This window comes from Nonomuraea sp. bgisy101, assembly GCF_057708945.1.
This window is the reverse complement of the sequence record NZ_JBYITD010000036.1, coordinates 1-21,971: the sequence shown is the minus strand read 5'-3', so window position 1 is coordinate 21,971 and position 21,971 is coordinate 1. Positions and strand designations below refer to the sequence as shown.

Genomic DNA, 21,971 nt, shown 5'->3' with positions numbered 1-21,971 from the left:
ACGGTGCTCATGCGCGCCTCACCACCAGCCGGTCGCGCATGACCGCGGCCGCGGCGACGATCACAATGATCAGGCCCTGCACGACCTGGGTGAGCTGGCTGGGCACGCCCGCCTCCCGCTCCATGCCCTGCCCGCCGGCCTGCAGGATCGTCAGCAGCGCCACCGCCCACGGGATCGCCGGCGGAGAGCCCGCGGCCAGCAGCACGGCCGCGATCGCGGTGAAGGTGTAGCCAGGCGCGGTCAGGGCACCGTCCACGAACCGGTACGGCGGGCCGAGCACGATCAGACCGCCGACCAGCCCTGCGAACGCCCCGCCCGCGGCCAGCGTCACGGCGGCCAGCCGGTCCACCTGGACGCCGCCGTACCGGGCGAACTCGCGGTTCGCGCCGAGCGCCCGGATCTCGTAGCCGGGGACCGTGCGCGCGTCGGCGTACAGCCAGAGCGCGGTCAGCACGGCGACCATGGGGAGCGCGATCGTGACGTACGCGCTGGAGCCGAGCGCAGGCAGCCGGGCTGCCTCCGGTAGGAGCGGCGTCTGCGCAAGGCCCGTGCCCAGCTCTGCCAGAGGAAATCTGGCCAGGTAGGAGGCCAGTGAGACCGCCGGCGCGCTGAGCAGCAGCGTGCTGACGATCGCAGGGATGCCGAGCCGGGTGCGCAGCGGCGCGGACAGGCCCGCCAGCAGCGCCCCCGCCAGCGTCGCGCCCAGCAGCGGCACCACGTACGAGCCGCCGGCATGCAGGGCCAGCGCCGCCGCCACGACGCCGCCGAGCGACAGTTGGCCGTCGCCGCCCAGATTGAACTCGCCCGCCCGCAACGGGATCGCGAACGCCAGCGCCATGCCGAGCGTGGGGACGTACGTCGCAAGGGTGTACTCGAGATTGCCGTCCATGAGCGCGCCCCGCACCAACGCCGGGTAGGCGACCGACGGGTCGACACCGACGGCGATCATGACGAGCGTGGCGAGCACCAGCGCGCCCGCCACCGACAGCACGGCGGGTGACTGCACCAGCCGCCGCACGACCACCCACGCCCGCCGATCCGCCTCCCTTCTCAGGCCGGGTGCAGGCGTTCTCAGCGGCTTCTTGACACGTGTCATCCGCTCGCCTCCCGACGTGCCGCGCCATGGGGGACGACGGAGCTTCCGGCCGCGCCGCCGGGCCCGACGGAATCCGATGCCGCGCCGCCGGGCCCGACGAGGCCTCGGGCCGCGCCGCCCGAGGCCTCGTCGAGCTGTGCGGCGCCGGTCATGGCGGTGCCGAGGCGTTCGTCTGTGGCCTCCGCCACGGGCAGCTCGGCGACCAGGCGGCCCTCGAACATCACCAGCACCCGATCGGCCAGGGCACGCAGCTCGGACAACTCGCTCGACTGCAGCAGCACCGCCCGCCCGGCGTCGCGTGCCTCGGCCAGCAGTGCGTGGATCTGCTCCTGGGCGCCCACGTCCACCCCTTGCGTCGGCTCCTCGGCCACCAGCACCGGCGTGTCCCTGGACAGTTCCCTGGCCAGCACAGCCTTCTGCGCGTTACCGCCGGACAACTGGGCGATCGGCGCCCGCACCGAGGAGGCGCGAATGGAGAACCGCTCCACCAGGGTTGCGGCCCGCCGCCGCACCCGGCCCGGACGCAGGCGGAGCCCACGCTGCTCGCCCATCAGCAGGTTGTCGGCCAGCGACATGCCGGGGGCGGTCGCCCGCCCCGTGCGATCCCCGGGAACGTAGGCCACGTGCCTTTCCCTGCCGCCCCCTATGGGGCTTCCATCCAGGAGTACCGCACCCGAGTCGGTCCGCCGCAGTCCGGTCAGGGCTTCCACGAGCTCGCGCTGCCCGCTTCCCGTCACGCCCGCGAGCCCGACGATCTCACCGGCCCGCACCCCGAACGACACCCCGGCCACCGCCGCCACACCGTCCCGGTCCCGAACGTGCAGGTCGCGTACCTCCAACAGGTACGGACGCCGTACGCCGCCCTCGACCGATGCCAGGCTCGCCTCCGCCGGCTGCGGACGCGCCTGCCGCACACCCCCCAGCGAGCGGCCGATCATGGCGCCGACCAGCTCGTCCACCGACGTGGCCGCCGTGTCGAACCGGCCGGTCACCCGCCCTCCGCGCAGCACCGTGACCCGGTCGCTCGCCGCCAGCACCTCCTCCAGCTTGTGCGTCACCAGCAGGACCGACACGCCCCCACCCGCGAGTTCCCGCACCATGCGGAACAGGCCCGCGGCCTCGCCGGGGGTGAGCACAGCGGTGGGCTCATCGAGGATGAGCACCTCGGCCCGCCGGTAGAGCGCCTTCAGGATCTCCACCCGCTGCCGCACTCCCACCGGGAGATCGCCGACCATCCGCGCCGCCGGGTCCACGCCCAGCCCGTGCCGTCCGGCCAGCTCCGCCACCGCCCGGTGCGCGGCCGCGCGATCAAGTACGCCGCGCCGCACCGGCTCCGCGCCAATCACGACGTTCTCCGCCACGCTGAGGCCGGGGAAGAGCCGCAGCCGCTGGTGGACCATGCCGAGGCCGTGCGCGATGGCGTCGGCGGGGGAGCGCAGCCGCACCGGAACGCCCGCGCGGAGCACCTGGCCGGCGTCCGGCTGGTGCAGCCCGTACAGGATGGACATCAGCGTGGATTTGCCCGCGCCGTTCTCGCCGACGACGGCGTGCACCTCACCCGGCTGCACTGCCAGGTCGATACCGTCGTTGGCCCGCACGGCGCCGAAACGCTTGGTGATGCCCACCAGTTCGACCGCCGCGCTCATCCGGCCAGCGGGTCGGCGACCACGATCTGGCCCGCCACGATGTCGTCCCGGACCTGCTTCACCTTCGCGACCACGTCAGGGTTGGAGGCGACCGCGCAGCCGGAGGAGGCCAGATCGTCGCCGAGCGCGTTCACGCCGACGCCACCCTCCTTCAAGCCGTACACCTTGACGCCACCCGCCTTGCCCGCCGCGATGTCCTTGATGGCGGCGCTCTCCGCCACGTCCACGTGCTTGAGCACGTTGTCGATGACGGTGCCCGGGCTCTGCTTGCACTGGTTGACGTCCACGCCGAACGACTTGGCCCCGGCGGCGGCCGCGGCCTCGAAGACGCCCTGGTTGCCGCCCGACGCGGCGGCGGCCACGATGTCGGCCCCCTGGCCGGTGAGCGTCTGGGCCTGCGACTTGGCCCTGGCAGGATCGCTGAAGGGGTTGTTGCCGCCGACGTACAGCGGCGTGCCGGTGGCGGAGGCTTTGACGGACTTGGCGCCGGCGAAGAACGGGGCGATCCAGCGGTGCACGAACGGCGAGTCGAGCGCCGCCACCACGCCGAGCTTGCCGCTCTTGGTCAGCAGGCCCGCCTCAACCCCGGCCAGGTACGCGGCCTCGTGCTCTTTGAACGACACGCAGGTCAGGTTGGCCGGCTGGTCCTTGGCGCATGAGTCCACCTGGAGGAACTGCTGTCCGGAATGCTGCTTCGGCACGGTGGCGAACAGGTCGTCGAAGGAGAAGCTGACGCCGACGATCACGGTCGGCTTCGCCCTGACGGCGGCGTCGAGGTTCTGCGCGATGCTCGTGGGGTCCTTGCTCTCGTAGAGCTTGAACGAGGCGCCGATCTCCTTGGCCGCCGCCTCCGCGCCCTTGACGCTGAGCTGCAGGAAGCTGTTGGCCCCCACCGGGTTGGGCGTGATGAGGATGACGGACTTTCCGGGGGTTGAGGCGGCCGGCCGCTCGGATCCGCCGCACGCGGTCAGCATGAGTGCGGCGGCGGACAGAACGACCCAAAAGGGGATGATGCGCATGCCTGGGAGCATAACATGTATATCCAGTAGGAAATGTTGACTTATTCGGTGGGGAGTCGCATCCGCCGTAGCGGCGGCACCGCCGCGACGAGCCCGTGATCTTGTTTGCGGACGCCGCCCCAGGCAAACCACAGCTCAGAGCTGTCGCGCCTGCGATTTGACGCGGTACAGGTTTCCTGCGTCGGGAACCAGACCCGGAGGCCCGAAGGGCCAAGCGGCTCGTTCTCACGGCGCCGGGGCAGGCCTTCGAGGCCGCCTCCTGGCCCTCTGTTCGAGGACTGGCTGCGCCGCACCAATTGGCAGCCCGCGGCCGCGTCCGACGGCTGGGGCGCCTGACCCGGGCTCCGGCAAGGTGTCACTGACGACCCGAGTGTCCGTTTTCCGGAGGTGAGTGGCACGGTGTGCACGTAGGCGCGTCGATGGGTCGTCGTCTGAGCAACGAACGGGCGCGACCTTCGAGATCATGAGGTTCTCGCCGCCACATGATCACCTGAGAAGGCCATGCCTGTCTTGTCATCATCGCATCAGCGGTGCCCTGGGCCACCTGACCGACCAGGGTCCGCTGGTCGGTCAGGTGCTGACTGCGGCGGCCTGCTGGAATGCTTCCAGCGCAGTCACCCGGCCAGGGAGTAGGTCGCCCGCGCGGCCTCGGGGATCAGGCCTGGCAGGTCGATCCGCGCGGTCTGCGGCATCTGCCGCAGCACGTCCGCGAGCTGCTGGCCGACCCCCTTGAGGAAGTGCCTGGCGTCCTCGTCGTCGCCGTTCCACAGGTCGGAGAACTCCCAGCCGCCCTTGTTGACCACCGCGTCGAAGCGGCTCTGCGCGGTCGTGATGATCTCGGCGGCGGCGGTGAGGCCCTGCGCGACCTGGCCGTGGGTGGCGGCCAGTCCGCGGACGTTCTCGTAGATCCGCCGGAGCGACTGCTGGGCGTGGTCCGCCGCGGCTCCCCGCCAGGGCGCGTCCCTCATCTCCTGCGCGCGCGACATCAGCCCGTGCGCGACCTCGACCAGCCCGTTGGCGATGCCGGTGACCGTGCTCGCGTAGGAGGTCAGTCTCTCCGGCTTCCAGCTCATGAGCTTGGACCTGATGTAGGCACGGCTGTCGTCGTCCATCCAGGGCTCGTTCGCCACCCAGTTCCCGATCACGTCGTCGACGTTCTCATACGGTGTGATCAGCCCGATCGATCCCGACGGGTAGGCGTTGGTCACCGGGTAGCGGTCGGCTCGATCCGAGATGCCCCCACCCCCGTGCTTGGACAGCCAGGGGTCCTTGTCGGCCAGTTCGTAAGTGCGCCCGCTCGTCGCGACGCCCCTGGCCGCCACCGCCGTCTCCATCATCGCGTCCTTGGTCAGGAAGCACAACGCATCCTCGAAGCTGCCGACCAAGGTCGTCCAGGTCTGCGCGGCCAGCCACCCCGTCGGGTGGTAACCCATGCGGTCAGCGAAGTCGCTGTAATGCGGCTTGGGCAGGCGCTGGTAGACCCCCTCGAACTCGGTCATGAAGTGCGTGCCGATGGCCTGCAGCCGGGCGTGATCGACCTCGTACCCGTCGACGCGCTCGACGCCAAGCCCCGGCCAGTAGGGCTGCCGCTGCGGATAGGGCTCCCACGCCGACCATTCGTCCTGGAGGGTGGGTAGGGGCTCACGGGGCATGATCGTTACGCTATGAGCCCACGTTGACGGGCAGATGAAGATCAGATGGACGTAACCCCAAGGGCAGGTTCCCCTTCGTACAGGACGTTTCGCGCGATCTCCTCACCCAGTCCAGGCACGGCCGCGATCAGTTTGTTCACGGGCACTAAGACACGCAGCAAATCACGCACCGAGCTGAACCTGGCGCTCTTCCTGACCCCAGTGGTCCTGATCGCCACCATCGCCGTCGGACTCCTGCTTCTACCGTGGCTGATCTTCATCTTCGGTCTCTGCGTACCGCTCAGCCGAGGCCTCGGATGGCTGCTGGACCGTCACCGGCCCGCGTGCCCGGCCCGCTGGATCGCTCTCGCCCTGTTCATCGTGTCCACTTCGACCTCCTGGCTTCTTGACCGGCCAGTCTCCGCTTGGAGCGCTCCATGTACCCCGTTCACGCCTTGCCGACCTCGTACTTGTTCAGCTTGTGATCTACGACGCTCACCGCGGTCTGGTCGAGGCGATCGCCGCCCGCCGCCTCGACGGCCGCCTGTCAGTCTGATCGCGGCCGCCGCGAGGTAGGCATCGCGGTCCCAGGACACCGCAACTGCATCGAAATGTCCTCGGGCTCGTTGCCGTCTTCGGCCGCGCTGGCGTGTCGGGCTTGTTGTGTGCGGCTGTTGAAGGGCAGCCCTGCTCGAAGGCGTCCGACCGGCTGCCGGGCTGGAGATGCTCTGCCGCTCGACCAGCACGAACCGCCCCGCGCACGAACGGCGCCATTCGCGGAGTGGTCCTGCGAATGGCGCCGATGCCGCGGCCCTCCTACCCCTGCTCGACCTTCCAGGCCCTGGTGATGGTCTGGTCGATCGAGTTACCGGCGGAGTCGGTGGCCTGCACACGCAGGGTCACGAACTCGCTGTTGCTTGGCGCGTTGGCCTCGTAGGCGGCCGTCTTGCCGCCGCTGACCTTGCGGCTGCCCAGGTCGGTCCACGTGGCCCCGTCGTCACCGCTGACCCAGGCGTGCACGGTGAACTTGTCCGATCCGCTGTATCCGGGCTGGTAGCCGGGGAGCAGCTTGATCGAGTAATCCGATCCGGCCCGGACCGTGTTGTACGGGTCTAGTGCCACGTCGTAGCGTACGTCGACCATGGGCAGGATCTCGCCGAACTCGTTCCCGGCCGGCTCCTGACCGTCGAGCCGGGCGGCGAACTCCCAAGCCGTACGGCTTGACGTGGACAGCGGCCTGATCGACTGCGTCGTGTCGAGCTCTATCCGATACCGGCCGGGCGTCGGCGATTGCAGGGTGCAGCTGCTGATGTACGCCGTCTCGCAGAGCACGTTGCCGTCCTTCAGGTACCGGATGTTCGATTGCGGCCACTCAGGCAGGTGGTGATACCCGTTGCCGATCCGGAGCGGGAACAGATTGAACGAGATATAGCCATACCCCCATTGCGCGTACGCCTGTGCGGTCAGGTTCGGCCCGGGGCCCGTGGGCCCGGGCGCGATCGGCGCGGAGAAGTAGTCCTCGGTGACAGTGGCACCGGCCGCGTACTCGCGCGAGCTCTCCTCGCGGAGCCCGTTGGTCTGGCTGACGAACTGCCAGCGCACGCCCGGCGAGGCGTACTCGGTGCGGGTGAACGGAGCGACGACCTTGGTGTCTTCCTTCATCAGATGGTTGGGAGCGATGCCGTTGACGTGGTACAGCGTGCCGGGTGTGTCCGCACGGTACCGAGCCGTGATGGTGGCCAGATCCCTCGGCCCCGTCTCGAAGACGGTGTCCGTCGGCATCTTGTCCTTGACGATGTAGGACAGGTCGTACAGGAAAGGAGAGACCGGGTCACCGCCGGTCTCCACGGTGGTCCGTTCCTTGGCGGCAAGCGCGCCCAGCCGCTTACCGTCCTCGTGGGTGAGCACCGCTACCGGCACCGTGGTCGGCTTCTCCACGGCGCGGCGGGCCGGCCCGGCGTCGGCCACGGTGACCAACACACCGGTGGCGCCCGCCGCCGCGGCGTCGGCCGCCACCTGGTCGAGCGGCGTCGGTGCACCCCATTCATCGATGGCGAGGGTCTCGTCGACCAGCGCCACCTTGCCTCGGACGCCGGCCGCGGCCAGCTCTGCCGGGCTGCCCTTGCCCGCGTCCACCACCTGATACGACCCGGGTGACCGGAACGTGGCCGTGCATCGCAGGACGGCGTAGCAGGCGTTGGAGTACTCCAACGGGTAGACGGGATGCAGTTCTTGTGCCCGCGGGCCGGTGATCTTCATGGTCAGAGCGGGAGCGACCAGCATCGTGCCGAATCCCATCGTGAAGGTGCCGGTGGTGGCCGTGGTCGTGCCGGGCAGCACATAGACCTCGGCCGGGCTGACGTTGCCGTGGAACCTCTGTCCGATCACGCCGAGGTCGTAGCCGGGCGTTCCGACACGCCGGTCCCAGCCCACGCTCATCCGGTCGACCGCCTCCGTCGGCTGACGGGTGGGGTATTTCACGCGCTGGGCCTTCCGCGCGTCGAAGATCAGCTCCCGAGGTCCGTCCATGACCAGCTCCGGCTCACCGGCGATGGTCTCTGACAGTTTGGAGTACGGCTCCTTGGCGGTCCAATCCGAAATGTTGGTCATCAGTGCGTACCGGCGGCCGCGCGCCACCATCGGGTCGTAGCCGAGCCCGATGAAGTACGCCGTTCCGTGGTCGTACAGGCCGAGCCAATCCTGGCCGGTCTCCAGGTCCATCAGGCTCAGCAGCGAGCAGCACGTGGTGTGGGCCGGGGCGCCGGTGCGGTCGATGCCGCGGACCTTCAGCTGGACCCGCTCGACGTCCTTGGTCCAGCCCAGCGTGGTCCGTACCACCCCGTCACCGTGTCGGGCCTCGAGGAAGCCGTAGTACGCCCCGAGCTCCAGAGCTCCCGGGTTGACCGTGACCGTCACCGTGGCGGTGCCTCCGGCCGGCACGTCCACCTGCGACGGGGCCACCGTGACCGCGTCGCCGGGCGCGAACGGGGTGGCCTTGACCACCTTGGCATCCATCTTGGACAGCGTGACGCCCAGGGTGGCTTGCACCGCCTCGGCACCGGTGTTCCGCAGGGTCACCGTCCCGGTAGCCGTCTCGTAGGGAGGCTTGATCATGCCTAGGTTCAGGGTGCCGGTCGCGGTCAGGCCACCGGCCACGGCCTGAGCCAGGTCCATCATGCCGGCGCCCTCCCGGGTCACCTCGCCTTCCTCTCCCGGGTTGGCCGTGCTGACCAGCGCGTCGCGGATCTGGCCGCGGCTCCAGCCCGGGTGCTGCTGCGCCAGCAGCGCGGCGCCGCCGGCCACGTGCGGCGCGGCCATCGAGGTGCCCGACAGCGACTGGTACTTGTTGTTGCCGACGTCGCCTCCGAGCTTCGAGCCGGCCGCCCTGGCGGCGGCGATGTTCGCTCCCGGCGCGGTGATCTCCGGCTTCACCGCGTTGTCGCCCAGCCGCGGGCCCCAGCTGGAGAAGTAGCTGCGCTCGTAGGGGGCGGTCTTGTTCACGCTTCCCACGGTCAGCGCCTGGTCCGCGCTCCCCGGGCTGCCGACCCAGTACGGCGACTCGGCGGCGCCGTCGTTGCCCGCCGAGACGACGAACAAGGCGCCGGTGGTCTCCGAGATCCGGTTGACCGCCTGCGACAGCGGATCGGTTCCGTCGCTCGGAAGGCCGCCCAGGCTCATGTTGATCACTTTGGCACCCTGGCCGGCCGCCCATTCCATCCCGGCGATGATGTCGGAATTGGCACCGGTTCCATCGGCGTCGAGTGCCTTGGCGACTACCAGCTCGGCATCCGGTGCGACGCCCCGGTGCTTGCCGTCGGACGCCGCGCCGGACCCGGCCGCGATCGACGCGACGTGCGTGCCGTGCCCGTTGTCGTCCGTCGCGGAGGAGATGCCGGGCACGAAGCTTTGCGATGCGGCGATCCGGCCGGCGAAGTCCGGGTGATTCTGGTCGATGCCGGTGTCCACCACACCGATCTTCACGCCCCTACCGGTCAGTCCCGCCGACCAGGCGGCCGGCGCGCCGACCGCGGGCACGCTCACGTCCAGTGACGCCTTCGCCCGGCCGTCCAGCCAGACCTTCTGCGTGTCTCCGCCCCTGAGCGCCGCCCACGCGTCGATCGTCTTGCTCTTGTCGACTGCCAGCGCCTGGCCCTTGACGCTGGCCAGCGTCCGCTTGCGTGACGTGCCCTTCGGCGCGGCCGGCACCGCCGCCCGAGCCTGCGTGTTCTTGTAGATGGCGATGACCGGCAGCTGCTTGGTGTGCGCGTCGTCGTAGCCGTATTCGGCGAGCTTGGTCAGGTTGAACAGCTCGTGGTCCAGCTTGCCCGCGGCGATCTGGCGGACCACGTCGCCGGTAAGCGCGAAGAGACCTCCTGACCTCTGCTGGAAGGTGATGTCGCCCACGGGGGCGACATCGTGGACGACGTCACCGATCGCGCTGCCGTCGGCCGCGGTCCGTAGCCGGACCACATCACCGGTCAGCAGCGTGAAGTACTTCTCCTCCGATGGTTTGGCGGCGGCCTTGGTGCCGATGGAAGCAGAGGTGCTGGGGGATGGTTGAGGCGCAGAGGTGGGGGGCGCAGCGGCCACGGCGGGCCCGGCCGCCGTGGCCATCAACGCGCCCGCTAACAGCGCGGACGCGCTCGAACGGAAGAAACGCATGGGGGACCCTTTCGGAACTTTGCCTGACCTTGCGGAGGGAGACCGGTCCTCAGAGCCGGCTGAAGATCGGTCCTCGGAGCCGGCTAATGAGGCAGCTCACAACGGCACCCACCCGTCCTCGTCCGGTTCGATGGGTTCGGGTGGTGTCGCGGCCTCCGGTTCCACTGACGGACGCTGCTCGGTCGGGTCGCGGTCGGTCGATCCGATCTCCTCGTCCGGCGCTGATGGGCTGACTGCCGATGGTTTGGTCTCTTCCACACCGACAGGCTCGGGGAGTGAGTGAACCGCTAGCTATTAGGGAAACCCTCCATCTTTGCCCGCCGCGCGCCCCAGCAGATGCACCAGCTCCGTGCGCGAGCGGGCTTGGAGCTTGCGCATCACCGCAGCTAGGTGCTTCTCCACTGTCTTGGTCGAGACGAACAGCGCTTGCGCGATTTCCTTGTTGGTCCGCCCGGCGGTGGCCAGCTCCGCCACTTGACGCTCGCGGGGAGACAACCCCGCGCCGTAGCCCTGACGCCCACCGCGATGGCGGGCCGGGAGCGCGACACCGTGCCACCGAGCGACACCGGCGGCACGGTCGTGGTCCCACCTCGCGCCGAGCCGCTCGTAGGCGGCCACGGCGTCCCGCAGCATCGAGCCTCCCCGCCCGTCCCCGTCGGCAAGCAGCAGGCCGGCCGCCCGCTCGTTCGCCCTCGCCGCTTCGTACGGTGCGGACACCTTGGTGTACTCCTCGGCCGCCGCCACGAACTCGTCCGCGCGGCCGTCCAGCACACCCCGGGCGTAACACAAGGCAGCGGAGGCGAGCGGGGCATCCAGATCACGCAGCTCTCGCTCCACGCGATAGGTGAAGCGTCGCGCCTCCTCGTACTCGTCGGCCGCCGCCCATACCTCGACGGCCGACGGCAGCGCCCAGCCGACCGATGGCCAAAGACCCTGCACGTCGAGCGCGTCCAGCAGAACCCCGACGCAGTGGAGCGCACCCTGTCTGTCACCTCGCGCCAGCGTGGCGCGTGCCCACCCGCCGACCGCCACCGGCACGACCTCGTACGCCCCGATCTCCACTGCCAGCTCGGTGACCCGCCGCAGCCGCTCATGTGCGTCGTCGACCGCGCCGTACGCCAGGTCGAGGCCACCGCCGACCAGCTCGATGTCCATGCGACTCGTCGCGTAATGGGCCACGTCGGCGAGGAGGTCGTCGACCTCGCCGCGCAATCCGTTCCAGCTACCGCGGCAATACCGCAGCAGCGCGAGTCCGCTGCGGAGCATGACCTCGAGCCGCCGGTTCTGCTGCACGGCCGAAGCGCGGAGTCCACTGGTGAGCATCGACTCCGCCATGTCGAAGTGGCCCGCGTAACAGGCGGAGATACCGACCGAATAATGGGCGTTAGCCTCGCGACGCTGCTGAGGGGAGCCGCCGGTGATCTTCAGCATACGATCGGCCACACCACGCCACGACGGGTCCCCGATGTCCAGGAAGACAGAACCGGCCTTGCCCAGCACGAACACCTCAAGAAGCCGGTCGTCGACCTCGTCAACCAGTTCCAGTGCCTGGTTCAGCCACTGCACACACTCTGAGATCGGGCCGCCCGGACGAGGCGTGACGCCCAGGCCCATCAGCGCCCACGCCCGCAGATCCGGACGGTCCTGGAGATCACTGATCGCGGCCATGAACAGCTCCCGCTGCCGGGCCGGGTCCTGGCCCGCCTGGCCCAAGGCGACGGCCACCAGGAACCGCAACTCTCCGCGCACCGGCCCGGCCAGGTCATCGTCCAGAAGGTGGTCCAGCAGCGCGATGACCTCCCGCGCATGCAGCGTGTCCAGTGCGGCCCACCCGAGCTTGACCGCGACCCGACCGCGCAGCTCGCCCGTCATCGGCGCATGTCGTACGACCTCGGCGAGCAGGCGGACGGCCTCGTCCTCGTGCCCCAGCGCGATGGCCTGCCCGGCCGCCTGTTCCGCGGCCGCGGCCCACTCGTCGAGGCGGCCCGCCTGCCTGAGGTGATGAGCCACCTGACCGAGAAGAACGGGGTCGAGGGCCCGCAACGCCTCGGCCGCCCGGCCGTGCAGCTCGCGCCGGCGGGGACTGCTCAGGGTTTCGTAGACCGCCTGGGCCGCCAGCGCGTGGCGGAACCCGAACGCTTCGCCGTCCTCGATCAGCAGGCCCGAGCCGACTGCCTCCTCCAGTCCCTCGATTCCACCCGCGTCCTCGGCGACGGACCGCAGAACCGGTAGCGCAACGGGGGTCTGCAGCACAGCTGCGGCCTCGGCCAGCCGCTGAGCACCGGTCGGCAGCCGGGCGATCCGTTCCAGCGTCGAGTCCCTGACCCCCCGGGGAACCTCGAGCTCCTCCAGCACCCTGCGGGTCCAGCGGTCACTGCGGCGTACCAGCGAACCGCGCTCACGCACCAGAGCCAGCACTTCCTCCACCGCGAACGGCAAACCGGCGGTGCGCTCCCACAGATAGCAGGCGAACTCCTCCGACATCTGGTCGGTGTCCAGGATCGCGGTCGCCAGAGCGCCGGTCTCGCCCTGGTCCAACGGTGCCAGCACAAGATGGGCTCTACTCGTACCAGGTGGCAGCCTGACCGTCGAGGCCCGCACCGCCGCGCTGACCTCCTCACCCCGATAGGTGAGCACCACCGTCAGCCCAGGCGGCGGATCGCCCAGCAGGTAGGCCACGAAATCGGTGGTCTGCTCCTCCGCCCAGTGCAGGTCCTCCAGAACCAGCACCGCCGGCGAAGCCGTCACCAGCACATCCGCCAAGCCCCGGAAAATCCGGTGACGCTCGGCCATCCGATCGTCCAGTGGATCGGGTGCGGCCGGCAGCACCTCCGCCAGCTCCGGCAACAACGGCCGCAACGCCCCGGCCACCCCGCTGAGACGCAGCCCCCGCAGCTCGTCCCCGATGCCGCGCACCGCCTCGATCACCGGGCCCAGCGGAAACGACTCGCGGAACTGGTGGCATCGGCCCAGCAGCACCCGGTGGCCGGCGACCTCGGGCCGGCTGAGCAGCTCCGACACCAGCCTGGTCTTGCCGACCCCCGCCTCGCCCTCGACCGACACCACCGCCGGTGGACCCGTCACCGCCGCCACCAGCGTCGCCAGTTCCTCAACGCGCCCGACCAGCGTGGGCGACACGACTCGCTTCCCGGCAGTGCTCCGCGCCGCCCTCACAGGCGGACGATCCGACGAGTCATGCGGCGGTGTGATCCTCACACTCCTACAAAACCCGCTTTGTGATCATTTCAGGTGAATTTCAGATAAAAATGGGCTACCGATGCGCTGGCGCCCTGGCATGCTCGTGCGCGACTTCCCCGGCACGGCGTTCTCCCCGGACGGGCGCATTCTGCTCACCGGCGGCCAGGACCGTGGCATCCGGCTCTGGGACCCATCTTCGCCGCGTTCAGTCCGGACCGGCGCACGGTCGCCACCACCGGCCCTAACTACCTGCGGTTGTGGGATGTGCAGACCGACCGTCAGCAGGGAGACTTCATCGAGGAACTGCCGCAGGTGCTCGCGTTCTCTCCGGACGGCCACTGGCTCGCCGGCGGCTCGGCCGATGACACCGTACGGCTGTGGGATGTCTCCACCCATCGCCAGATCGCCGTCTTCGGCCACACCGGCTGGGTCGAAGCGGTCGTGTTCTCCCCGGACGGCAGAACGCTGGTCAGCACCGACGCCTTCGGAGCGGTGAAGCTGTGGGACCTGGCACCCACCGCCAGATCGGCATGTTGACCGGCCACACCGGTGAGGTGAACTCCGTGGCCTTCGCGCCCGACGGCGGCACCCTGGCCAGCGCCGGCGCCGACCAGTCCGTGCGGCTCTGGGACACCGCCACACACCGCCGGATAGGCGAGCCGGGCATCCATGCCGGGGACGCGCAAGGCCTGGCCTTCTGACCCGACGGCAAGACCCTTGCCACCGGCAGCAGCGATGGCGTCGTCCGGTTCTGGGAGGTCAGCACCCGCCGCCAGACCGGCACGCCCCTCACCAGCCAGACCTCCGGGATCGAGGCGGTCGCGTTCTCGCTCACCGGTACGAACCCTCGCCATCGGCAACGCCGACGGAAGCGTACGGCTCTGGGACGTCGGCCACCCAGACGACGTGCTCTCCGCTCTGTGCCGCCAAGTGGGACGATCCCTCACCCTCGCCGAATGGGCCCTCTACATCCCGGCCGGCCCCGAATACCGCAAGCTGTGCCCCTGAGATGCATCAGAACGGTATTTACGCAACACCCGCCTGCTCGACCTTTTAAGGCTGTCCCGCTCGAAAACCGATCCGAGACGAGCGGCCCAGGAGCTGTCGCAGGCCGTGGACGCCCACCGGGTACTCGACGAGATCACTCGGCAGATCCAGGCGCCGCCCGGTGAGCTGGTGCACAAGGCCGCGGAGGCTGGCGCCGCACTGCTGGGCGGCATCGACGTGGGCTCGGTACTGCTGGGCCGCTGGGCGAAGTACCGCAGTTAGCAGCTCTAAGAGGGCTCGAACCATCGACGGTGACATCGGCGCCGCCAGCGGTAAACACCTCGGCCCCGCGCCCGCGAGGCCGAGCGCTTTGATGTCAGCGATCATATCCATGAGCGAAAGCTGCATGCCGGTGACTCTGGTCCGCCGTCACGTCGCAAGCTCCTACGGGCTAGTGGAACGCCCTGGACCGGCAGAAATTCTGGGGTGGTCAGCGCGCGTTACTCTGCTCCGATGGGTGGGCATAGGCAGTACGCGGATCGTTTTTTGGGCAAATTCCGGGAATTGCGCCATGGGCGCCTGGACGGGCCCTCACTGCGTTTGGCAGTGCGCGATCAGGGTGATGAGAATGAGGGCCTCCTGGTGAGGTATCTGCGTGCGGGCACTGTGCTCGCGGTTACCGCATCATCGGTGCCCGACGTTCTGAGCAGTTCAGAAGAGCCCGTCGCCCACCTGGCGCTCCTGACCGATGGCCAGTGGTTCTGGTACACCGACCTGGCCTATTACGTCGCGCAGTACCACGTGCGGTTGGACGATCGGTTCGTCGAACGTGTCCAGAGCTTCGGAGGGACGCCACCTACAGTCAACCCTGCCGAACTGGCCGCATTGGAGGAGACCTTGCTCGGTGCAACTGATGACAAGTGAGCCACATTCCGGACGATGACGTTTGGAGTATCGGGCCGCGCTTCACCTCGCCGTCATCCTCATCGGGACCTGCGCGGGACAAAACCACAGTGCGTAGAGAGCCGCTCTACTGGAGGTCCGCGCTCGGTATGCGCCGCCAGTCCCATCGCGGATGGCGAGCCAGCAATGCAAGGAACTCGCTGGCCGGGAGGATGTCGTTGTGGTTGGTGTCAACGAGCCCGTCGAGGCCAGGAAGAACCTGCCCTAGGAAGACCCGGGCAGCGTCCATGGACTGGCACGACACATAGACCCCATACGGTTCGCCGATCCGGGCCGCGATCTGCTCCAGTTCCTCAGGCCCGAAGTCGGCCAGGATCCCACCTGAGAGGTCGATGTAATACGAGTACCCCTGCCAGTGCAGTCTCTCGTCGCCCGTCGCAGGGTCTGGCACGAGTTCGAAGGAACGGATCCGCCCCTCAAGCGACGAGCACTCTGCCTTGGAGGCAAGAATGATCACAGATGGCCAGGACACGTGCACCTCCGAAGCGACCGTAGCTGACCTGCCACACCGAGTTGCACGACTTTGCTGCGCTCGGCTGGTGGCCTTCTCTCGCGAAGGGGAACGGGCGGCGAATCGGTCCTCCCCGCAGCAAGCTTGGCGCCGTCGGGCCGACCAAGCTCGGGCACGGCCTGCCCGGCGACCTTCTGCCCTTTATGTGGAATCTGCGGTCGGGCTGTCAAGGTCACTGGCGGTGCCAGCGACGGCTGGCCCGCAGCCGTCCGGGAGGTGGGCGATGACCACGGCGACGGCGTCGTGGGCGTTGTCGGCTTCTTCGATGGCGGGTCCGTCAGGCGAGCGATCGTGCCACCACACGACGCGGTATGTTCCGTTAGGTCGGTGATCGATCATGGGAATGTCGTAGGTGTAGGGGAATCCGGTGCAGCGGCTGAAGTTCAGCGACCGGTGGCTGTGGATGGGGAACAGTGTTCGCAGCCGGGGGTGGGTGTAGGCGGCTTCGATCAGATCGTGATCGACGTGCCGGGCTGAGGTGGTGCGGTAGATCGCCCATTGGGCTTCGACCGCGGCGCCGCGTTCGTGGGCTTCGGCGAGCGGACTGTACTCGACGAACGGGCATGCGGCCTTCAACTCATGCAGACGCGAGCCCGCCTGCCAGAGGCCGATGGCGTCAGCCGCCACGGACAGGTCGCCGGTCTGGGCCTTGGCCATCATGACGCCTCGGTCCCAGAACTCCATCAGGAACCAGCGTTCCTGGCTGGCCGCGTTGGCGTTCACATGCCGGTGACGATCACCGACTCGTGTTGCGCAGTCCCACCATCCGGGCGCGCTGGCGGGCAGCGCTGTCAGCTCATAGCCTGCGTGATTGAGCACGGTCTGCATCGCGGCCTGGAGACTCCCCGCCAGGCTGATCTCTGGATAGAGGCGGACGTAGTTCTCTCGCGGCTGTCGTGTCACGGCTTCAACTGTGCCGCAGCGATGCTGATGTTGAACCGGTCAGGGCGTGTCCGCGCGTTCAGGGGGGACCCTGCCGGACGTGGATGATGGGTAGGAGCGTCGCGGTTGCGGGAGCCTTGATCTGGCGGAGTGTGGGCCCGGCCGACGTGCATAATGCCGATGGTCAGGAACGCGTGGTTGCTCGGTGATTGCGCGCGTGTACGCGGTACCACACGGCACGCGTCGGCACAGGTCGACACGACGACGGGGAGAATCTTCCTAGAGTGCTTCCAGAGCCTGTGGGTGCCCGAAACTCGGCCGTTGGGGCTGACCTGGGGTTTGGCGTTCTCGGTCTGGCAGGCATGATCGCTGTCCATGGCGCTGCGGTTGCTGTATCTGATCTTCGTCCGGCTCGCGGAGTGGGTGGTGCTGCTGGCTCGCTCACAGCAGTCGAAGGACGCGGAGATTCTGGTCTTGCGTCATCAGCTCGCGGTGTTGCGTCGGCAGGTGGCAAGGCCCCAGCCGTCATGGGCGGATCGGGCGGTGATCAGCGTGTTGGCGCGTCTGCTGTCTTCGGAAGATCGTCGGTGGTTGTTCGTGACGCCGGGCACGCTGCTGCGCTGGCACGCCGATCTGGTGCCGCGGCGCTGGACATTCAAGCGCCGCAGCCAGGGCCGGCCCCCCGCGCCTCCGTCTAGGCCTTGGTACTTCGTCTGGCCCGGGAGAATCCGCGGTGGGGTACCGGCGGATTGCCGGGGAACTCGCCGCTCTGGACAACCGGGTCGGGGCCTCAACGGTGTGGCTCATCTTCAAGAAGGCCGGCATCGACCCAGCGCCGCGACGCGCGGGACCAACCTGGACTGCGTTCCTGCGCGCTCAAGCTGAGGGCATCTTGGCGAGCGACTTCTCTCACTGCGACACCGCGCTGTTCAAGCGCCTGTATTGCCTGCTCATCATGGAAATCAGGACCCGCCGGGTGCACGTCCTCGGTGCCACCGAGCATCCCACCCGGGTCGTGGGTTGCGCAGCAGGCCAGGAACTTGATGATCGAGCTGGGGGACAGGGTGGAGGGGTTCAGGTTCCTCATCCGCGATCGGGATACGAAGTTCACCACGATGTTCGACGAGCTCTTCACGGCCGAGGGTATCCGCATCCTCAAGACGCCACCTCGGGCTCCGCGAGCCAACGCGTTCGCCGAGCGCTGGATCGGCGGGCCTGCGCCGAGAAACTCCTCGATCGGATCCTTATCGTCAACGCCCGCCACTTACGACGCGTGCCGGCCATCTACGAGACCCACTTCAATGAGCATCGCCCACCTCGCTCCCTGGGCCAGGCCGCTCCGCTGCGAGCCCTTCCCGACCCGGTCGAGGACGATATCAAGGTCATTCGACGTGACCGCCTCGGCGGGCTGATCCACGAATGCGCGCCGGTCGCAGGCGGGCGAGTTCTTGGCACCCACAGGCACCTGCGCGCTGTCCTGGATGGGTACATCGATCACTACAACGGGCATCGTCCTCACCGAGCGCGTGGGCGACGACCACCCGATCAAGATGAGCAGGTTGTGGTGCCCATGGGAGGCCGGATCGAACGCCGACCGGATACTCCGCGGAGCGATCAGCGAGCACCGCAGAACCGCGTAGCTTGGCCAGAGAAACCCCAGATCAGAACGTATGCGCAAGTTCTGACGCGCTACAGGCTCTGGAAGGGCCAGTGCGACAGATCATTTGAGTTCTCTGTCACGTGCCAGGCGTCGTAGTCGCACGAGAGCGGGCGCGGTCTGATTGGTGGTGTTCGGCGGGTTCCTACGCGCCAGCGACGATTCAGCGACAGATGCCGGGGCGCCGTTTCTTGAGGCGGGGGTTCACTGATGCCGGCGGCGGAGTGCTCGTTGCTCGGCGGCGTCGAGTGCGGGTGTGAGGGGTGCGAGAGTGGTGCGAAGGAGGTCTGGTAGCGAGCCGGACGGCACGACGAGCCCACTGGTTGTGGAGGACGAGGCAGTGGTTTGCAGCCACTGCTCGAGCGCCACGCGAACTGCGGCGGCCACGCTCGCCGCGAGCACCCGTGCGGTGTGCGGGTCGCCATCGCCGAGACGTTCGGCGATCGCGTCGGTGAGGGGATATTCGATCGCGGTGGTGGTTTCGACGAATGCGTCGCGCAGCGCGGGGCGGGTGGTGATCAGCAGCAGCGCGTCCCGGCCGGATGCGTCCGGGACGGTGTACTGATCCACGATCGCCTCGATGACGGCGTCGGCGAGGCCGACGTCGGCGGGCCGGTCGGCCACCGCCGCCGCGACTCGCGCTTCCCGTTCGCCGGCGACGGCGGCGACGATCGCCTGTTCGCGGCTGGAGAAGTAGTTGTTGTACGTCCTCGGTGAGACGCCGGCGGCCTCGGCGATGTCATCGACGCGCACGTTGTCCGGTCCACGCTCAAGAGCCAGCCGCAGGGCCGCCGCACGCAATGCCTCTCGGGTGGCCTGCTTCTTCTGCTCGCGCAGCCCCGTCCGTCTCGTCGTCACCGTCTCAGCATAGCTTGGATGCGTGCGCGCAAATTTGCGTGCACGCATTCTTTTTGTCTAGCCTGGCGTCCTCACTCCATCAGGAAGGACCAGAACGATGAGGGCCAAGGGCATCAGCTATGACACCGGCTTCGTCAAGAACGGAGCGATCTCCCGGAAGCGCTTCGACCCGGATGTGGTCGAGCGCGAGCTGCGCATCATCCGCGATGACCTGCACTGCACCGCGGTCCGTGTCATGGGCGGTGACCCGGAGCGGATTGAGCTGGCGGCGGCGCACGCCGCCGATTTGGGTGTGGAGGTCTGGTTCTCCCCCTACCCCCTCGAACTGACCGCCGAGGAGATGCTGTCGCTGTTCGCGGACTGCGCCGAACGCGCGGAGCGGCTGCGGCGGCGGGGAGCCGAGGTGGTGTTCGTCGTTGGTGCCGAGTTGAGCCTGATGAATCCTGGGTTCCTGCCCGGTGACAGCACCGACGAGCGGGTCGCGTTGCTGAGCCGGCCGGATCGCGTGCGGGAGCAGATCGGCGAGCTCAGCGCACGTGTCAACGAATTCCTCGGCACGGCCGTGGCGCTGGTCCGCGAGCGCTTCGGCGGCAAGGTGACCTACGCCTCCGTGCCGCTTGAGCGCGTCGACTGGGCACTCTTCGACATCGTGTCCATGGATCTCTACCGGTCGGCCGAATTCGCCGACCGTTTCGCCGAAGGTGTCCGCGGCCTGGTCGCGCAGGGAATGCCGGTCGCGATCACCGAGTTCGGCGCGGCCGGCTATCAGGGTGCCGGCGAGCGGGGCGCTCGCGGTTTGGAGATCGTCGAGTACGACAAGGATGGGCCTGTCCGGTTGAACGGTGAGTATGCCCGGGACGAGCCTGGTCAGGCCGCGTATGTGCGTGAGCTGCTTGAGGCATTCGAAGCTGGCGGCGTCGACAGCACGTTCGTGTTCACCTTCGCGCTGTACGACCATGTGCACCGGCCCGACGGCGATCCTCGCGACGACCTGGACCTGGCCAGTTACGGCATCGTCAAAGTCTACGAGGACCAGCTCGGAGCCACCTACCCCGACATGCCTTGGGAACCCAAGGCTGCCTTCACCACCCTCGCCGAGTACTACCGCGGCTGACCACGTCCCAAAGACCGCAACTCGAAGCGAGCCGGACCGGCACCGCCCACGACCCTGCGCTTCAGCGCTCCATCCGTCATGCCCTTTCCGTACGAATCAAGGAGAACACGTGATCACAGATGTCGTCATCGCCGGCGGTGGCCCGAACGGGCTGATGCTGGCCTGCGAACTGAGCCTGGCAGGAGCCCGGCCGGTCGTGCTGGAGCGGCTGATTGAGCCCAGAGAGGAACCGAAAGCGAACGGATTGCTCGGCCAAGTCGTGAAAATGCTCGACCACCGGGGGCTGCATGAACGTCTCAGTGGTAGCCCACAACCTCCGCAGCCGAACTCCAGATACTTCATGTTCGGCGCGATGGGGCTAGACCTGAGCCTGCTGCAGGACAGCCCTGTCTATGCCCTGCCGGTGCCGCAGCGACGCATAGTGCAGGTCCTGCAGGAGCGCGCCATCGAACTTGGCGTGGAAATCCGGCGAGGACACGAGGTCGTCGGCCTATCGCAGGACGACGACGCGGTGACCATCGACGTCGCGAGCCCGGGCGAGGCCTACCAATTGCGGGCCCGGTACCTCATCGGCGCAGATGGAGCTCACAGCACCACGCGCAAGCTCTCCGGCATCAAATTCCCCGGCATCACCTACGACCGGATGACTGTGCGTTCAGCGCATGCGACGGTCCCGGCGGACTGGGTCGATCCTGCGACCGGTGCGCTGAACGTGCCCGGCTACGGCGCCGTCATGCCGTTCATGCCCCACCGCACCGAGCGTGGAGGGTTCTCCTACGCGCCGATGCCTGGCCACCCGCCGCTGGTCAGCACCACAGAGTGGGACCAGCCCACGACCGACGCTCCGATGAGCCTGGAGGAGTTGCGGGCGAGCATCCGCCGCGTGCTCGACGTCGACGTGCCGCTTGGTCCGCCCGACGGCCAAGGACCGCACGCGCTGCGTCGGCTGGCCGGCGGTAACACCCGGGTCGCCGAACGCTTCGCCGACGGCCGGGTGTTCCTGATCGGTGACGCCGCCCACGTGTACGCCGCCACGGGGGGCGGTCCAGGGCTCAATCTCGGCCTGCAGGACGCGGTCAATCTCGGCTGGAAACTCGCCGCCGAGATCCGGGGAAGCGCCCCGTCCGGGCTGCTGAACAGTTACGAGACAGAGCGGCGATCGGCCGCCCAGCGCATGGTGCTGAACGCGCAGGCACAGGCGGCCCTGATCGCCCCCGGCAGCGATGTCACCGGACTGCGCGAGGTGTTCACCGAACTGCTCCGCGACCCGGACACCGTGCAGCGCCTGGCCGAGCTCACCGCGGGCGCCGACGTCCGCTACGACATGGGCGGACGCGAGACGCACCCGCTGACCGGCCGGTTCGCCCCGGACATGGACCTGCACACCCCCACCGGGCCGGTCCGGCTGGCCGAGCTGACCAGAACCGCACGCCCTCTGCTGCTCGACCTGACCGAAGAAGCATCACTGGCGGAGTCACTTGCCCTACGGCACGAGCAGGTCGATATCGTCACGGCGCGCTCCCAGACCCCCGCGCCCACCGCCCTGCTCCTTCGACCGGACTGCTATGTGGCCTGGGCATCTGCATCACCCCGGCCCGATCCCATGGAGATCGAAACACTCCGGGCAGCCTTGCAGCAGTGGTTCGGAATTTGAAGCGGTACAGGCAACACCGGCACCGCGCCCCAGGCCGACCGCAGGCCCCGTAGTCGCTGGACCAGCCCGCCGGCTCCGTTCAGCTCAGGTCGG

Annotated in this window: 17 protein-coding genes; 8 read left to right on the top strand and 9 right to left on the bottom strand. The window is 68.6% G+C overall.

What is annotated here, in order from left to right; genetic code table 11:
- Positions 1-7: 7 nt before the first annotated feature.
- The 6 genes from AC3EO4_RS44805 to AC3EO4_RS44780 form a co-directional block, all read right to left on the bottom strand.
- A complete protein-coding gene (locus tag AC3EO4_RS44805) occupies positions 8-1,096 on the bottom strand; it encodes an ABC transporter permease (protein ID WP_431901894.1) in 1,089 nt (362 codons plus the stop codon).
- Positions 1,093-2,742: an ABC transporter ATP-binding protein gene (locus AC3EO4_RS44800; protein WP_431901892.1), complete on the bottom strand. Its 1,650-nt coding sequence runs from the start codon at positions 2,740-2,742 to the stop codon at positions 1,093-1,095. Before AC3EO4_RS44800 ends, AC3EO4_RS44805 begins: the two co-directional genes overlap by 4 nt.
- On the bottom strand, positions 2,739-3,761 hold the full coding sequence (locus tag AC3EO4_RS44795) for a BMP family ABC transporter substrate-binding protein (protein WP_379578482.1): 1,023 nt from the start codon (positions 3,759-3,761) through the stop codon (positions 2,739-2,741). Before AC3EO4_RS44795 ends, AC3EO4_RS44800 begins: the two co-directional genes overlap by 4 nt.
- A 614-nt stretch (positions 3,762-4,375) precedes the next feature.
- On the bottom strand, positions 4,376-5,413 hold the full coding sequence (locus AC3EO4_RS44790; RefSeq protein ID WP_431901889.1) for a WXG100 family type VII secretion target: 1,038 nt from the start codon (positions 5,411-5,413) through the stop codon (positions 4,376-4,378).
- 795 nt (positions 5,414-6,208) lie between these two features.
- The gene (locus AC3EO4_RS44785) at positions 6,209-10,054 is read right to left on the bottom strand and encodes a S8 family peptidase (RefSeq protein WP_431901887.1); all 3,846 of its coding nucleotides are present in this window, start codon (positions 10,052-10,054) and stop codon (positions 6,209-6,211) included.
- Positions 10,055-10,348: 294 nt separating this feature from the next.
- Entirely contained in the window at positions 10,349-13,192 is a 2,844-nt protein-coding gene (locus tag AC3EO4_RS44780; RefSeq protein ID WP_431901884.1) for a helix-turn-helix transcriptional regulator, read from the bottom strand.
- A 324-nt stretch (positions 13,193-13,516) separates the two neighbouring features.
- Between AC3EO4_RS44780 and AC3EO4_RS44775 the strand changes: the two genes are divergently transcribed.
- The 4 genes from AC3EO4_RS44775 to AC3EO4_RS44760 all read left to right on the top strand — a co-directional run bounded on the left by AC3EO4_RS44775 (position 13,517) and on the right by AC3EO4_RS44760 (position 15,163).
- Complete coding sequence (locus AC3EO4_RS44775) at positions 13,517-13,789, top strand: WD40 repeat domain-containing protein (protein ID WP_379578492.1); 273 nt, start codon at positions 13,517-13,519, stop codon at positions 13,787-13,789.
- Between the two features lie 17 nt (positions 13,790-13,806).
- Positions 13,807-13,953, top strand: coding sequence for a hypothetical protein (locus AC3EO4_RS44770; protein WP_379578494.1), 147 nt, complete (start codon positions 13,807-13,809; stop codon positions 13,951-13,953).
- Between the two features lie 412 nt (positions 13,954-14,365).
- The gene (locus AC3EO4_RS44765) at positions 14,366-14,521 is read left to right on the top strand and encodes a hypothetical protein (protein WP_379578496.1); all 156 of its coding nucleotides are present in this window, start codon (positions 14,366-14,368) and stop codon (positions 14,519-14,521) included.
- A gap of 231 nt (positions 14,522-14,752) precedes the next feature.
- The gene (locus tag AC3EO4_RS44760) at positions 14,753-15,163 is read left to right on the top strand and encodes a hypothetical protein (protein WP_379578498.1); all 411 of its coding nucleotides are present in this window, start codon (positions 14,753-14,755) and stop codon (positions 15,161-15,163) included.
- A gap of 106 nt (positions 15,164-15,269) precedes the next feature.
- Here the strand turns inward: AC3EO4_RS44760 and AC3EO4_RS44755 are convergent, their stop codons facing one another.
- On the bottom strand, positions 15,270-15,659 hold the full coding sequence (locus AC3EO4_RS44755) for a hypothetical protein (protein WP_431901880.1): 390 nt from the start codon (positions 15,657-15,659) through the stop codon (positions 15,270-15,272).
- A 195-nt stretch (positions 15,660-15,854) separates the two neighbouring features.
- Entirely contained in the window at positions 15,855-16,616 is a 762-nt protein-coding gene (locus AC3EO4_RS44750; protein WP_379578502.1) for a DUF6193 family natural product biosynthesis protein, read from the bottom strand.
- A gap of 354 nt (positions 16,617-16,970) precedes the next feature.
- On the opposite strand from AC3EO4_RS44750, the gene AC3EO4_RS44745 reads away from it, so the two are divergent.
- Together AC3EO4_RS44745 and AC3EO4_RS44740 are read left to right on the top strand one after the other, a co-directional pair.
- Positions 16,971-17,480, top strand: a complete 510-nt coding sequence (locus AC3EO4_RS44745) for a hypothetical protein (RefSeq protein WP_379578503.1) — start codon at positions 16,971-16,973, stop codon at positions 17,478-17,480.
- A gap of 596 nt (positions 17,481-18,076) precedes the next feature.
- Positions 18,077-18,235 carry a hypothetical protein gene (locus AC3EO4_RS44740; RefSeq protein ID WP_379578505.1) on the top strand — a complete coding sequence of 53 codons (159 nt, stop codon included), beginning with the start codon at positions 18,077-18,079 and terminating at the stop codon, positions 18,233-18,235.
- A 221-nt stretch (positions 18,236-18,456) separates the two neighbouring features.
- Here AC3EO4_RS44740 and AC3EO4_RS44735 read toward each other — a convergent pair whose 3' ends face one another.
- Positions 18,457-19,110, bottom strand: coding sequence for a TetR/AcrR family transcriptional regulator (locus AC3EO4_RS44735; protein WP_431901878.1), 654 nt, complete (start codon positions 19,108-19,110; stop codon positions 18,457-18,459).
- 97 nt (positions 19,111-19,207) lie between these two features.
- On the opposite strand from AC3EO4_RS44735, the gene AC3EO4_RS44730 reads away from it, so the two are divergent.
- Both AC3EO4_RS44730 and AC3EO4_RS44725 read left to right on the top strand, forming a co-directional pair.
- Complete coding sequence (locus AC3EO4_RS44730; protein WP_431901877.1) at positions 19,208-20,224, top strand: glycoside hydrolase family 113 protein; 1,017 nt, start codon at positions 19,208-19,210, stop codon at positions 20,222-20,224.
- Positions 20,225-20,333: 109 nt separating this feature from the next.
- Positions 20,334-21,878 carry an FAD-dependent oxidoreductase gene (locus AC3EO4_RS44725; protein WP_431901875.1) on the top strand — a complete coding sequence of 515 codons (1,545 nt, stop codon included), beginning with the start codon at positions 20,334-20,336 and terminating at the stop codon, positions 21,876-21,878.
- Positions 21,879-21,971: the final 93 nt, after the last annotated feature.